The following is a 14923-nucleotide window of genomic DNA, read 5'->3' as shown; positions in this document are numbered from 1 at the left end:
ATCCAGCCCTTGTCCACGTAGTAACCGAAAATATCACGGTCCTGCATATCTTGACGGATAACCCTTTGTTTGGTCCTCAGCGTCGACACTGCCTCAATCAGATCTCGATACTCCGCTGCCCGCTCAAACTCCATCTGATCAGACATGTCCTTCATCTTGGCCTTGAGTTGGTTAACGATTTTATCATCATGACCGTTTAGGAAATTCTTGACATCCTCAACCAAACCTTGCCAATAGTCCTCAGTAGTGTGACAGATGGTGTGGGCATTACATTGACCAATATGGTAATAGAAACAGACCTTGTTGGCGGGATTTTTACATTTCTTAAAGGGGAAAATACGGTCCAAAAGCTTCTTAATTTCATTAGCTGCACCAGAGTCTGGGTAAGGACCAAAATAGAGACCTCCATCCTTCTTAACCTGACGAGTAATCAAGAGCCTTGGATAGAGTTCCTTAGTAATCTTGATAAAAGGGTAAGACTTGTCGTCCTTAAGGCGAATGTTGAATTTGGGCATATTCTCTTGGATGAGGTTAATTTCCAAAAGCAGGGCCTCAATATTAGACTCGGTTACGATAAATTCAAAGTCTGCAATCTCAGATACCAGAAGTTCTGTCTTGGTATCATGGCTTCCACGAAAATAGCTACGCACACGATTTTTGAGATTTTTAGCCTTACCGACATAAATAATATTGCCGAATTTGTCCTTGTGGAGATAGCACCCCGGGTTGCTTGGGAGCAGTTCCAACTTATGTTTAATCAGATCATTCATGCTTTCATTGTAGCAAAAAAGAGCTAAAAAGCTCTTCGGAATCATGGCTATCATAGCTTTACTTGGACAAAATCTTCAGGATTTCCTCATAACTTTTGACTTGATAGGTTGGAACAGCTGGAGTCTCATTGACTAGGTTACTTGGATTGAACCAGACACTATCAATACCCGCATTATTACCACCCTGGATATCAGCAGTTAGACTATCACCAATCATGAGAGCTGAGCTTGGGTGAAAATCATGGACCTGATTGGCAATTTTATCAAAAAAGTCTGTAGACGGTTTATGGGCACCCACCTCATCAGAGATGAAAACATCGTCGAAGAAAGGTAAAATACTCGAAGCCTGCAGACGACCACGTTGAATATAGCTAACACCGTTAGTCGCTGCATAAATCTTGTGGCCACGGTCTTTAACGTTTGATAAGAAAGCATGGGCCTGAGGCAACTCCTGCCCCTGTTGACTCAAGAAATGTTGGTAACGGCCTGCTAAGTGACTACCATCAACCTCCTGTCCAAAATGGTCAAAAAGACGCGAAAAGCGCGTGCGAAGCAACTCAGGCTTAGTGATTAAACCATGATTAAGATCTTCCCACATGGAACGGTTCATGGGAATATAGTGATCCTTGTAAACTTTAAGATCTCGTGAAGCCACCCCAGCCTCTTCAAGAAGGTAGGTCAAAGCCAAATCTTCAGCACGGTCAAAATCTAGGAGGGTGTGGTCAAGGTCGAAAAGTAAATGGGTGTAGGTCATGGTATATCCTTTCTAACTGGAAAATCTTTAGGCTCTATTTTACCACAATCCAGCTACATATAAAGAAAGAAACACAAAAGGGCGACCCGCAGGCCGTCCTCTCTGATTTATGAAAAATAAGTATTGCTTACTTAATAGACTATCATTATATCTATTAAAGCTTAAAGAAACCTTAAAATAGGATATTTTTTATTTTACTCTTGTAAAGTAGCTATGTTTTGAATTGGAAGTGTGATAGTGGTTTGAAAGTATTTTCCCTGCTGACTTGTGATGACAAATTGTCCTTTATGTAAATTAATGATTTGTTGAGAAATTTTTAACCCCATACCACTTCTTCTAACGCCAGATATATCAAAGTTAAACCCTTCAATATTTTGATTACTAATATTTTTCAGTCGTTCAGGTGAAACTCCAATTCCATCATCTCGAATAATTATTGTAAAGTTATTATTTGTAAGAGTGCCAATAATTATACTAATTTTACAGCCTGATTGATTATGAAGAACTGAGTTATAAATTAAGTTATGGATAACTCGAGAGATAAGTGCTTTTTCGACGTACATCGTTTTTCCTAATAGGTTGGAATCATGAGTGAATTCAAAATTAAATTCGTCCCAAATTTCTTGATTAATAATTTGAATAATAATTTCCTTAAAAAAAGGAACAATTTCGACAAGCTCTAAATTTAATTTTAAATTACCATTCGTTAATCGTGCAAAAATATTGAGGTCGTTTAATAAGTTTTGGATGTAATTACTCTCAATTAAGGTCGGTTTTAGATGCTTGAGAAGATTTTCATCATTTGTCTTTTCAATAGCTAAAGAGGTATTAGATACGATGACTGCTAGTGGTGTTTTTATATCATGAGCAATTCCAGAAATCCAATTCTCTTTGAATTCTTCATTTTTACGTAGTTTTTTGTTAGCAGAGTTAACCGCTGAAGTTAATCTATCTAATTCTTGAACAGAGTTTACCTGTTTGTTTAAACCGACAGGTAATTTACCTATTGCGTTAATAATTGGCTGGATGTTGCGATTTAAGAAAGTAACACTATAAAGGTATAGGAATAGGTAAAATAGGCAGTTAACAAATATGATAACTAAAATTAAAATCGGAAAAATTTGAATTCTCTTTAGATCAAAGTAATTATTTCCATATCTAAAGATACTTTCTTTTGGAAATGCAATTATATAAATATCTTTTTGTTCTTTTTTATTTGAGTGAATATTGGATAGTCATCTAAATAATAACGTGAAAACTTAATGACATCGGCATAATCAAATTGTGTTTTTATATTTTTAGGTTTTTTGATATTAAACTTTTCATTTCCACTTTTTTGATCAAGAATCATAACCCATAAGTTGTGCTTTTTAATCAGTTTTTTTGCAGTTTGATTAACTTTATATGTTCCATTTGATGGGGTGATGTTCGAAGATACACCTTGTATGATATCTATAGGAGATTGTTGCCTAAGGATAAAGTTGGTTGTAGCTACTAATAGAACAAAATCGATTAACATTATGGTAAGAAAGGCGAGAATAAATTTTAATATACCTTTTTTGAAAATATTCATAGAGGACTCCGTAAATTCAGATAACTAACTTATAACCCAGCCCTTTGACTGTAATGAGATGATGTGGTTTTGATGGGGATAATTCTATCTTCTCTCTTATATTACGAATATGTACCATTAAGGATTTTTCATATCCGAAACTATCTATTCCCCAAATAGTATCGCAGATTGCTTCTGTTGACACAATATAGTTTTTATTGGTATATAGTTTTCTTATAATCTGTATTTCAGTTGGAGTTAGTGATAAATGCTGTTCCTCTTTTTTACACTAGCATTATTTAAATCAATGATACAAGAAGTTAAAGTTATTAATTCTGATTCTCCTTTATATGCTCTCCTCAGTAAAGCAATTATACGATAGATTAAAGTTTTAGGAAGAAATGGTTTTGTGACAAAGTCATCACCACCTGAATCTAATCCTTTAACTTCATCATCTGGATTATTTTTGGCTGTTAAAAATAAAATTGGTATATCAGAAGTTTCTCTGATGTACTGAGCAAGTAGATAGCCTTCTCCATCAGGCAACATTACGTCTAGGATAATGAGATCTATTTTAGAAATAGAAAAAATATCTATTCCTTCGCTAATACTGTAAGCATTACTAATATTCTTAAATCCCCTGCTCACCAAAACTTCTTTAATTGATTTACTAAGTGAAACATCATCGTCTACTATTAATATCCGTTTGTTTAATAGCTGCGCTTCGAAATTCATATATGCACCTCCCATAAAATTTGTTTTAATTATACCATAGAGTTATCTATATAGACGATGAGACAGATAAAGTCTATATAGATACTCATAGTAATCTAATAAAAACCAATGAAAGTTACTTCAACTTTATTAATTCAAAAGTATAGAAAATATCCTGTTCTATCTTAATGTTATCTTTAGGATGATAAAGTAGAATTACATTATAAAGAAAGGAGCAATCCTGGCTAAAAGGATTACAAGGTAAATAATGAGATGAATAATATTATTGAATTGAAAAATCTTAGAAAGGTCTATAAAGACACTACTACAGTGGATCTTAAGAAACTGACAGTCAGAGAAGGGGAAATCTATGGTTTCTTAGGTCCCAACGGCGCAGGGAAAACAACTACGATGAAAATGATCTTATCTTTAGTGGAGCCTACTTTAGGAGAGATTTTAGTCAATGGTCAAAATATCAAAGAGAATAAAGATTACTTAAATCAAATTGGATCGATGATTGAGGAACCATCTTATTATCCAAATTTAACGGGATATGAAAACTTATTAGTATTTCAAAAAATGGTAGGTTTTGATGAGGACAATATTTGGCCAACTTTGAAATTAGTTGGATTGGCAGAGGACAAAAATCGTAAGAAATTAGTGAAAGCCTATTCCCTAGGGATGAAGCAACGTTTAGCCTTAGCTTTTGCTTTAGTTAAAAAGCCCCAAATTTTATTATTAGATGAACCGACTAATGGTCTTGATCCAGCAGGGATTCATGAAATTCGTGAGTTGATTGTTAAATTAGCAAAAGAAGAAGGCTTAACAGTCTTTATCTCCAGCCACATCTTATCAGAGATAGAACAAATTGCTGATCGGGTTGGTATTATAAATCATGGTTGTTTAGTTTATGAAGGAGAGATTCGAGAGATCAAATCAAATACTTGGATTGAGATTGGTGGCGATTTTTCGCAAAATAATATTGTTCAACACTTAGTTGATTTCGGTTCAGTCAGAGTACGGGAAGCATCGGCGAGGGAGGTTAAATTAGACGATATGAGTAACGATCGTCTTGCGGATATTATCACCTATATAACAGACCTTGGCTTTAGAATTTTTCGTGTCACTAGAGAAAGTGAGACATTAGAAGATATTTTTCTGGAACTAACAAAGGAGGTATAAGATGAAAGGTGTGTACATTGAATGGTTAAAAAGTAGACGAACAAAATCTTTTTCAATTGTTACTCTTTTGATGATTGTAGCGACATTGTGGAATATTGTAACATTTATGTCTTCTTTTTCGCATCCAGAGTTAAAAAATGTCAGAACTTTATTTAGTAATCAGAATGTGAACCTTCTCATGCTTCCTATTGCTGTTTCTGTATTTGTGAGTCGAATTGTGGGTAATGAACGTGAAGGACAGACCTTTAAATTACAAGCTACAAATGGCTTAGGTTTGATGACTATTTTTAGACATAAATTTTTATTTACAATGGTCTTCTTCTTTGTCATGTCTTTTGCAGAAATTGTAGCTATCTGTTGCTTTGGAAAACAATCTGGTATCTCAATTCCTATGGACATTGTAGGAGTTCAATTTTTAGGACAATTACTATCTATTTTCGCTCTAGTTTCTATCTATTTAACATTAGCAATGGTTCTAGAAAAACAAGGCGTATTACTGGCTTTAGGATTGTTAGGAGGTTTTTTAGGAATCATCTTAAATCCAAGAAGTTATGGTTTTGCTAGTTTGCTTAATCCGTTGACCGGAGCAGGCAGTTTAGCACCTTATAAGTATCACTTTCTTGGGGATGGGGCATATACCTACCTCTTGGATCAACAGTTACCTTGGAAACTAGTATTCTTTATGATTTATTGTTTGATGTTATACGGTTTAGCTAATATTCTTTTGAGAAAGAGAGGAAGTTGAAATGAGAGCTTATGTTTTTGCTGAGTGGAAAAAGACTCGCAAATTACAATTGTTCATGATTGGAATGGCATTTTTGATTTTTTCTAGCTTTATCGGTTTAGGAATTTATTTTGCTAATAGGGCTGTCTTAATTGATAAGACACAATCCCTTGTTTTATGGGGACAATTAACATTTTATAACAGTACACTTCTCTATCCTCCTATGTTAGCCATTATTGTGGGACAGTTACTGATGCCAGAATTTGAGAGAAAAAACATTGAGATGTTAAAAGCTAATCAAGTTTCAATGGATAAATTGTACTTTGGAAAACTATTAAGTGGCTTCTTTCTGATTCTTTCCGTCCAACTTTTTTTAATACTTATTTTTGTTGTAGCTGCCAAAGTTGACGGGATTTCGTTTGACCTCAGTTTAGCAGTTCATATTAAATGGCTTCTGTTATCAGTGGTGGCCTCTTTTCCGATAATGACGCTTCAATCCTTCGTAATCGCAAAGACTCGTAATTTTAGTAAAGCTGTTGGAGTTGCTACAATTGGTAGCATGTTAAACTTTGTGCTGATTTTTATTAACGAGAATCTTACAAAGTTTTTCCCTTATTCTCAACCAATGATTGCCCTACGCAGTCGTTCTTTAACAGATATGTCCTTAATAGATTTGACGATTTTTCTAGTTGTTAATAGTCTATATAGTTTACTTTTCTATAAATTAACAGTGGCAGCTTTGAAGAAAAATAAATAATGTTTAAAATACAATTTTACTTAGGGACCTAATATCACTAATTCATGGTATACTGGGAATACAAGATTAATCAGACGAGGCATGCTATGAAAAATTTAAAATTTCAATCCGTTTTTGACATCATCGGTCCTGTCATGGTAGGCCCTTCCTCAAGCCATACTGCAGGAGCTGTTCGTATCGGAAAAATTGTTTCGGCCATCTTTGGTGATACACCCACTGAAGTAGAATTTCAACTTTTTAATTCCTTTGCAAAAACCTATCGGGGGCATGGGACAGATATGGCTCTTGTGGCTGGTATTTTAGGTATGGAAACTGATGACTCCGATATTCCGCATGCGCTTGATATTGCACACGAAAAAGGTATTAAGGTCTACTGGAAAATCAACAAAGATAGCAATGCACCGCATCCTAACACCACTCGTATTACTCTAAAAAATGCTAAAAACTATCTCTGCCACTGGTGTTTCCATCGGTGGAGGGAATATCCAAGTGACTGAGCTCAATGGTTTTGCGGTCAATCTGAAGATGAATACACCTACACTCATCATTGTTCACCAAGATGTGCCAGGAATGATTGCCCTTGTAACTGATATTCTGTCTCGCTACGGTATCAATATCGCTCATATGACTGTGACTGTTACTCGGGAAAATGCAGGTGAGAAAGCCATCATGATTATCGAAATTGACTCTCACCAGTGTGATGAGGCTGTCACTGAGATTGCAAGAATTCCACATTTACACAACGTAAACTTTTTCAGCTAAGAGGAGGCTTCCATGTTTTACACTATTGAAGAATTAGTTCAACAAGCTGACCGTGATTACCAAGGTAATATCGCTGAACTCATGATTGCCACAGAAATCGAACTATCTGGACGTGACCGTTCTGAAATCCTATCTCTTATGACTCGAAATCTCGAAGTGATGAAAGATTCTGTTCAGGCTGGTTTGTCCCCAGAGAAATCACCGACAGGCTTAACTGGAGGGGACGCTGCCAAACTGGATGCCTACATCAAAAAGGAAAGACCTTGGCTGATTCAGCAGTTCTTGGAGCTGCCCGCAATGCCATGGCCGTCAATGAATCTAACGCTAAGATGGGGCTAGTTTGTGCTACTCCAACGGCTGGTTCAGCAGGTTGTTTGCCAGCTGTTCTCACAGTTGCTATCGAAAAACTAGGCTTGAGCGAGTCGCAGCAACTGGATTTTCTCTTCACGGCTGGAGCATTTGGGCTCGTTATCGCTAATAACGCCTCTATTTCTGGTGCAGAAGGGGGCTGCCAAGCCGAAGTTGGCTCTGCCTCTGCTATGGCTGCGGCGGCTATTACAATGGCTGCTGGCGGCACACCATTCCAAGCCAGTCAAGCCATTTGCTTTGTCCTTAAGAATATGTTGGGACTCATTTGCGACCCTGTAGCCGGATTGGTCGAAGTTCCTTGTGTCAAACGTAATGCTATGGGAGCAAGCTTTGCCCTAGTAGCTGCCGATATGGCCTTGGCAGGTATCACATCTGCCATTCCAGTCGACCAGGTAGTTGACGCTATGTATCAGGTCGGTTCAGCCATGCCAACTGCCTTCCGTGAAACTGCTGAAGGTGGCTTAGCAGCAACTCCAAAAGGAAAAGCACTAGCAAAAGAAATCTTTGGTTGATTTTTTAGAATAATCACAAAAAAACTTAGAAGTATGAATGCTTCTAAGTTTTTTCTTCTTATACAGCCTTTTCAACGTTTTGATCTTAGTTGAATAACCATTTTGTCAAAAAGTGCCATGTTTCTTTGGCAATACTTGCAAGGAAGGTTGATAGACTAAATTTGTTAAATGTTTTTAGGAGATTGTCAACTATTGGAGCAATAGTCTTAGGTGTTTCCACTGGAGTCTTACTTTCTTCTTCCTTACCAGTATTATCCTGAGATGGATTTGGTACTGTACTTGTATTGTCATGGCTATTATTTTGTCCAGTTGGTTCAGGCTCTGGAGCAACCTCAGGTTGATGCTCAGGTTCATCTAGTTTATTTTCCGGACTTGGTTCTGGACTAGGTTGTGGTTGAGGATCAGGTTTGATCGGTTCGTCAGTGGTGTCACTGCTTGTGTTTGTCATTTTTTCAGTAACGAAGAAGTTTTTGAATTCTACTGCTCCATCCCAAAGACCGACACCTACATGGGCTTGATTGAAGTAATTATCCACGGCATCAAATTGATGATGGAGCACTTCCTTACCATCGACATAGACTGTCATGGTGTCCTTGCCCTTTTCAACCTTGACGTGGTGGTACTGACCATCATTGATTGCTTTATCCAGATGAGCTTCAGCGATGGTTTCAGCACCAAAACGGAAGAGACGTACAGTATCGTTGTCAGCAAATTGGACAGAGTAGGCACGACCTGGTTCTTCACGTTCCGCAGCTACAAAAAGGTTGACCAAACCATGTTGGTATTTGACATCGATATCATAGTCAAATTGCTTGAAGCCATTACTTTCATAGGCCATGAAGAAGTCATTGGCACTGACATTGCTGTCGTAAAGGGTATCGTCATCAATATACCAATTACCAGTGACAGCTTTCAAGCCTTTAAGGTTGGTCGCAAAATTATTGAGAGTGATGGCAATCTTAAAGGTCTTACTCAATGAAGGATTTTCAACTGAGGTTGCTGTAACAGTGAGATGACCTTTATGAAGAGCTTTGAGAGAAAGTTTATTGTCATGTTCAGTATATGACACCAAACTTGGATCACTGACCGTCCATGTCACATCTTGCTCTTCAGAAGCGGGTGCGAGGTAAACCTGCAAATCCTTACTTTGACCAACTTCGAGGGTCAAATCACCTGCAACTGTGGTGTTCATAGCAACAGCCTTTGTAACTTCCTTCTTGTCAGTCCAAGTACTCTTAATTGGGTAGATAGCAATATTTGCTTTGGCTGGACCACCTTCAACCAAGACACTTGCTCCAACGGCTCTTGGGCTTGGGAAAATCTGATTAGCACCAGCTACCGTATTTCCCTTAGCAAAGACTTCTACACTCGCACGGTCCACATAAAGATGCAAATCAATAGAACCATCTTCATTGCGAGTCACTTGTTGACTATTAACCTTAGCAAAAGCATCAGAAAGGATAGTACCAGATTGGCTACGGTCAATAGACAAAGTTTCCTTAGTTAAATCGTAAATGACCTTAGTAGCTTGACCATCACCAACGCGAAGATTAAATCCAACTGCTGTCGTGTCCTTACCTGGTACAAAGTGAGAAACCACTTCATAAGTATCGCCTTTGAAATCTTTAAGCAATTCATTGTCAGAAGCCACTGTGACATTTTCAAAATACTGGGCATTTTCTGTGTCACGAAGGCTTTCGTAGGCCTTAACAGGGGTTTGGGTCAAGAGGTAACGGTCGCCTGATTTAACCAAACCAAGGTCAAGGTTAAGGTTAAAGGTACCATTAAATTTTTGACCTACAGTATCTGCAACCAGATTACAATAATCTTCCCAAGTGTTCATCCAGTTGATTTCAGTCAATTGTGGGATGTTGGGATGGTCAGCTGTTCCAAAATCATGAACATAATAAGTCATAGCAGCATAGGAATCCTTACCAAAATTCATGATTTCGTCATGGTCTTGGTAAACATCATCAGCTACAAAGGCCCACTTGCCATCCACTTGTTTAAAATCACCAACCTTGTAAGAACGACCGCCACGTGAGAGGACCCACTTGAGTGCACCATCATTGGCTACAATCGGATAAAGGTCAGGACATTCCGTATGCAAATCCTTGTAGGTTGTTTCAACTTGCCAGTTCTTCAAGTCTTGTGAAGAATAAATGCGGAGTGGACCACCAGCAAGGACCATAAACCATTGGTTATCCCAGCGGAAGACCTTAGGGTCACGGAAATCTTGGTTTTGAAGGGGGTCCTGAGACCAGTCGGCAACTACCTTGTCATATTTTTGCCAAGTTCTACCCTCGTCCTCACTATAGGCAATCTTAATCCGTTGCCCATTACCATTTGAAGTGATAATAGCTACTAGGCCACCTTCCGGAGATTTGAAGAGGCCTGAGCTATTGGTACTATCAACCACGACAGAGCCTGAGAACATGTGACCTGTTGCATCTGGATAGAAGGCTATCGGCTCTTCATCCCAATGTAGCAAGTCTCGGCTTGTCGCATGGGCCCAGTGCATTGGACCCCATTTGGTATCATCGTAAAATTGATAGAAGAGATGGTAACGTCCCTTGTAGAAGACCAAGCCATTAGGGTCATTAGCCCAGCCATCCTTGACAGAATAATGATACTGATTACGATAAAGCTCGTTGTAATACACATCATCACTTTGTCTACGGTGGATATTAACACGATAAGTCAAGGTCACAGGACGACCAAGCGAATCGGTCACACTACTTTCAATAATAAAGTAATTAGCACCTACAGCCACTGGCAATTGTGAAATATCTGTGTAGACATTTCCCTTGGCATCCTCTACCTTGATAACAGCATTGGGATTATGCTTAGTGATGTCAAAGCCTACTGTCTCAGCATTGTGTCCCACATATTGGATATGGAGTGGTTCTTCAGAGAAGAATTGGGCTTGTTTTTCAACAGAACCTGTCTTTGAGGTCACCACAAGATTGTCAATCAAAGGAAGACTGGCATCATCAAGATTAACATAGCGGGTGTTTTTGAAAATGACATTGGCATTCCAATTAAGAAGTCCAAAGTACCCTTCTGGAAGGACTTGAGGTTGACCCTTGTCACTTTTTTGAAGGACAGCATCACCTGTACTTGCGACAAGCACATCATTGACATAGTAAGAAAGCCACTGATTAGCCGCAACTACTCTAAGATTGTAGGTTTCATCGGCAGTCGGTGTTACATCTTTTTCGTCTACAAGTTGAATATCATGATTATTGACCCAACGCCAAAACTTAACCTTATGGTTACCAGAGTCTACGTTGACCCCGTACATATTTTTATCGCTACTATCATTGTTACCACGGAAAATGAGGGCAGCTGCACCACCAGCTTCCTTGAAGGTTACATCCGTTGAATAGATAAAATTCTTGCCCTCGGATTGAGAATAAAGGAAAGAGTCTCCCTTGTCTTTGGCTTCTGAATGAATACCATCAGCCTGCATTTCCCAGTGGCCATTTTGGTCTGCGGTCATCCCTTCTAGATTGGTAACCGCTTCATTATTAGGCAAATCCGTTTTTTCTGCTGTCACATGAACAGGACTGGTGCTATTCGTTACAACTGGAGATTGTTCTTGACTGGTCTGATTCAAATCGGCTTCTTGCGCTTGGTTAGTCACTTTCTCAGCCTCACTAGCCTGTGTTTGTACTTCTTTTGACTGGTCAGGGCTAGGCTGAGTAGGATTCTCTTGAGCTGTTTTAGCAGATTCGGAAACAAGGGACGGGCTAGGCTCTACCACTTGGGGGACTTCCTTGGTCGTGCTAGGAGCAAGCTCTGCTTGAGGGTAACTTGATGGTCAGTTTGAGCTACCACTTCTTGAGATACTTGGCTCACAGTTGCCTGTTCCACTTGGTCCGCATAGACAGGACCAGCCAGGGCCAAACCTGCAAAACTTACCAAGGCACAGCCGTAGACCCAAGTCTTCCCACTTTTGCGCATAAACCAATTTTTACAAACAGTATCATTCATGACTCTTCTCCTTCTTTAGAGCAACATTAAATGTTAACTCAGTTTTCATGAAAATTCAAAGTCAATACATTCGCCTTTATTAATAAGCCTATCAAAGTTTCCGGAAATATCTTTAGGGGTTTACATTAAAACGGTAAACGCTTACTTTTAATATCATTATATCACTATAATCTGAAAATACCATCTTTTTCTGTAATATTTTTCATATAAATAAAAAACTTCCGAATTTTCCATTCGAAAGTCTCATACTTATGCTTAATCTGAGCCTGTTAGCAGGCTATTTCCAATAATACCAATGGTTACAATAGCAATCCCAAGGAATCCCAAAAGGCTAGGTAGACTATCTCCGAGGAAGAGGCAACCACCCAAGAGGGTAAAGAGAACTTCACCAGCCTGAGTAGCCTCAACTACTGCCAGTTGCTTATGGTTATGCTTAACCAGATTAGTCGCCTCGAAGAAAAGCAAGGTTGCGACAACTCCAGAAAAGACAGCTACAATTAAAGATTGTAAAATCTGTCCCCCTGATGGAAGTCCAGAATCCGTTACAGCAAAAACTGATAAGATCACCCAAAAAGGCGTACTCATCAAGGTCATCCCAAACACGCGCTGCGTCGTTGAAAGCTGATCCTCTTTACAGTGGACCATCATCTTACGATTGCCCAAAGGATAGGCAAAAGCAGCCAGTAAAATCAAGAGACTGGCACGAACCACACCGCTACCAAGACCACTACCAAAGTAAGGAATCTGGATGAGAATAATACCTAAAAGGATAACCAATGTCATAAGCAGTTGCTTACCAGGTACCCTCTGACCAAAGAGAGGTGTCAAGAGCAGACCAGCTAGAATGGTAATCTGCCAAGTGGCTGCCACAAACCAGGACTCACCATAAATGGAGGCTAGAGACAGTGGCCCATAGAAAAGCCCAAAACCAACCGTACTCCAAATCAACCAAGTCAGGGGTGCTTTCTTAATGGCAGACAGAACACCTACCAGCTCACCCTTACGCCAGGCCAAAACAGCCAGCATAGGCAAGCTAAACAAATAGCGTAGACTAGCACTCCACATCCAGGACCCACCTGAAAGGTTCATACTACGGTTGAAAATAAAAGTAAAAGCAAAAAAGAGAGCACCAAGAATACCATACCAAATCGCCCTCGCAAATTGAGATTGTTTCATAATTGTAAACTCCTGTAGATTCTATTATACAGTAATTGAAGCAATAGAAAAAGGAGGTCATTATGATGACTTCCTTAGTTTCGTTTCAATTTTTACTTATGGACCAAGTAAACAATCTATATTTTATTCACCTTTTAGTTGCACTTGCGTATGGGCTAGCAGGTCGCCAAGATGCCTCTTATCTTTTCTAAACATCGTCATTGCCAGTAAGGAAACTGCGAGGAGAGTCGCCGAAATAGAGAGGATAATGGACAATACATCAAAATTACTATAGAAACCATGAATCGTGCCCATATGACCGAGTTGCCAAGGTAAAAATTTAATGGTATTTCTGATCAAGCTAGCCTGAACTGTTTTTTCTGGTAGACCAGTTGAAGTCCTGCTTTTGTCTTCCCAAAACTCCCATTTTTTGCATAATCCAAGAATGTGAAAAGGAGCATGATTGGCAAAACAGAGGTGAAAAATACAAGCCACTGCGACTGAATTTCTGTAAACTCTGGGACGCCATTAAAAAAATAATGTATATAAGCATAGAACCTAAAAACAGAAGAGCTAAATAAGCTATAATAAAAAGATAATCGAATAGAAATTCAATCATTCTTTTTTTAAACGAAATAGGATTGATTGCTATAATTTTCATCATCGACTCCCCCTTTCTCATCTCCTATTATAACATTTTTAATATTCTAAATAATATTTGAAAAGAAAATCTGCTGGCTAGCACCCTCGCAAATTGAGATTGTTTCATGACTGTAGACACCTATTATTGCTCTATTGTACAGTATTTGGAGCAATAAAAAAGGAGGCCATTATAATGACTTCCTTGGGTTAAGTTTTCACTTAAACTTGCCCTTATGCTTCTTCCCATACCATTTTTCTGCTGACTTGCCTTCCCAGTCACGGTATTCTTCAGGATATTTCCATTTGTAGTAGGCTTGCAACATATAGGGAAACATGAAATAAATTTCAAAGGCAGCAATTAGTATATTGCACACTAGGAATAAAAATAGAACGCTTAATCCTCCAATCAGACTATCTGCATTTCTTATTGAATCCGAAAATATCGTACGAAAAATTATCCAGAGTGCTACGACTATTCCACCATACTTGACAATGAACCTAAATACTCTATTAAACACTCTATCGGTCGGACTCTCTATTTCAGTACCACCGTATAATAAATTTAGCAATGAGGTAGACTTATCACGTATCATATAAATGATTGTGAAAAGAATTAGTCCTTCAAAAACAAACATTCCCACATAGCCAACAAGACCATAAAGTAAATTCATCAAGAAAAGATTAAGTTCAATTAGCAGCCATATTATAAAAGAAACCATAAAATGAAACTGACCTCTATAGATCAAAATGAACTGTTGGTTGAATCGCTTTCCTAATATAATCAGTAAAAGCCATATTGCCAACCCCATCCAAAACACCCAGTAGGGAAGAAAATTAACCTCGGATAGGCCTACTGTTAAATCTTTAGGATTAGCATGATAAAATAAATAATTATTTAAAGCAACAATCAACCAATTGGGACCCATTATAAATAAGATTGTCAAAATCACTAACCAAACATACGACTTAAAGGTCCCTCTATATTTTTTCTTTTTTTAGAGCATCCTGATAATTTTCCTGTGCAAATTTTTCCT

Annotated in this window: 7 protein-coding genes and 6 pseudogenes; 5 read left to right on the top strand and 8 right to left on the bottom strand. The window is 38.3% G+C overall.

What is annotated here, in order from left to right:
* From uvrC to HSISS2_RS02140, 4 genes and pseudogenes are all read right to left on the bottom strand, one after another.
* Positions 1 to 770, bottom strand: a 770-nt coding sequence (gene uvrC / locus HSISS2_RS02155; RefSeq protein WP_042767177.1) for an excinuclease ABC subunit UvrC, incomplete at its 3' end; no start/stop codon positions are given.
* A gap of 58 nt (positions 771 to 828) precedes the next feature.
* The gene (locus HSISS2_RS02150) at positions 829 to 1524 is read right to left on the bottom strand and encodes a YjjG family noncanonical pyrimidine nucleotidase (protein WP_021145149.1); all 696 of its coding nucleotides are present in this window, start codon (positions 1522 to 1524) and stop codon (positions 829 to 831) included.
* Positions 1525 to 1718: 194 nt separating this feature from the next.
* Positions 1719 to 3097 (bottom strand): annotated as a pseudogene (locus HSISS2_RS02145) (HAMP domain-containing sensor histidine kinase).
* 16 nt (positions 3098 to 3113) lie between these two features.
* Positions 3114 to 3811 (bottom strand): annotated as a pseudogene (locus HSISS2_RS02140) (response regulator transcription factor).
* Positions 3812 to 4063: 252 nt separating this feature from the next.
* Here HSISS2_RS02140 and HSISS2_RS02135 point away from each other — a divergent pair.
* The 5 genes and pseudogenes from HSISS2_RS02135 to sdaAA all read left to right on the top strand — a co-directional run bounded on the left by HSISS2_RS02135 (position 4064) and on the right by sdaAA (position 8096).
* Positions 4064 to 4972 carry an ABC transporter ATP-binding protein gene (locus tag HSISS2_RS02135; RefSeq protein WP_021145146.1) on the top strand — a complete coding sequence of 303 codons (909 nt, stop codon included), beginning with the start codon at positions 4064 to 4066 and terminating at the stop codon, positions 4970 to 4972.
* Position 4973: 1 nt separating this feature from the next.
* Positions 4974 to 5717: an ABC transporter permease gene (locus HSISS2_RS02130; protein ID WP_021145145.1), complete on the top strand. Its 744-nt coding sequence runs from the start codon at positions 4974 to 4976 to the stop codon at positions 5715 to 5717.
* Between the two features lies 1 nt (position 5718).
* Positions 5719 to 6453 (top strand): ABC transporter permease, encoded by a 735-nt coding sequence (locus HSISS2_RS02125; protein ID WP_021145144.1) that lies wholly within the window; start codon positions 5719 to 5721, stop codon positions 6451 to 6453.
* An 86-nt stretch (positions 6454 to 6539) separates the two neighbouring features.
* Positions 6540 to 7215 (top strand): annotated as a pseudogene (sdaAB, locus tag HSISS2_RS02120) (L-serine ammonia-lyase, iron-sulfur-dependent subunit beta).
* 12 nt (positions 7216 to 7227) lie between these two features.
* Positions 7228 to 8096: pseudogene (gene sdaAA, locus HSISS2_RS10645) on the top strand (L-serine ammonia-lyase, iron-sulfur-dependent, subunit alpha).
* A gap of 346 nt (positions 8097 to 8442) precedes the next feature.
* Here the strand turns inward: sdaAA and HSISS2_RS02105 are convergent.
* The 4 genes and pseudogenes from HSISS2_RS02105 to HSISS2_RS02090 form a co-directional block, all read right to left on the bottom strand.
* A pseudogene (locus HSISS2_RS02105) lies at positions 8443 to 12062 on the bottom strand (GH32 C-terminal domain-containing protein); the annotation flags it as partial.
* A gap of 285 nt (positions 12063 to 12347) precedes the next feature.
* Positions 12348 to 13268 carry a multidrug resistance efflux transporter family protein gene (locus HSISS2_RS02100; protein WP_021145137.1) on the bottom strand — a complete coding sequence of 307 codons (921 nt, stop codon included), beginning with the start codon at positions 13266 to 13268 and terminating at the stop codon, positions 12348 to 12350.
* 123 nt (positions 13269 to 13391) lie between these two features.
* Positions 13392 to 13911 (bottom strand): annotated as a pseudogene (locus tag HSISS2_RS02095) (RDD family protein).
* Between the two features lie 193 nt (positions 13912 to 14104).
* Positions 14105 to 14833, bottom strand: a complete 729-nt coding sequence (locus tag HSISS2_RS02090) for a hypothetical protein (protein ID WP_240472041.1) — start codon at positions 14831 to 14833, stop codon at positions 14105 to 14107.
* Between the last annotated feature and the right edge of the window lie 90 nt (positions 14834 to 14923).

Origin of the sequence: Streptococcus sp. HSISS2 (genome assembly GCF_000448665.1) — a bacterium.
GTDB lineage: Bacteria > Bacillota > Bacilli > Lactobacillales > Streptococcaceae > Streptococcus > Streptococcus raffinosi.
Note: the sequence above shows the minus strand (reverse complement) of the source record. Positions and strands in the feature narration are given on the sequence as shown.

Bases quoted from the DNA above. Each gene is read 5' to 3' on its own strand.
- HSISS2_RS02150 (WP_021145149.1), bottom strand. From the start codon at position 1,524: ATGACCTACACCCATTTACTTTTCGACCTTGACCACACCCTCCTAGAT.
- HSISS2_RS02135 (WP_021145146.1), top strand. From the start codon at position 4,064: ATGAATAATATTATTGAATTGAAAAATCTTAGAAAGGTCTATAAAGAC.
- HSISS2_RS02130 (WP_021145145.1), top strand. From the start codon at position 4,974: ATGAAAGGTGTGTACATTGAATGGTTAAAAAGTAGACGAACAAAATCT.
- HSISS2_RS02125 (WP_021145144.1), top strand. From the start codon at position 5,719: ATGAGAGCTTATGTTTTTGCTGAGTGGAAAAAGACTCGCAAATTACAA.
- HSISS2_RS02100 (WP_021145137.1), bottom strand. From the start codon at position 13,268: ATGAAACAATCTCAATTTGCGAGGGCGATTTGGTATGGTATTCTTGGT.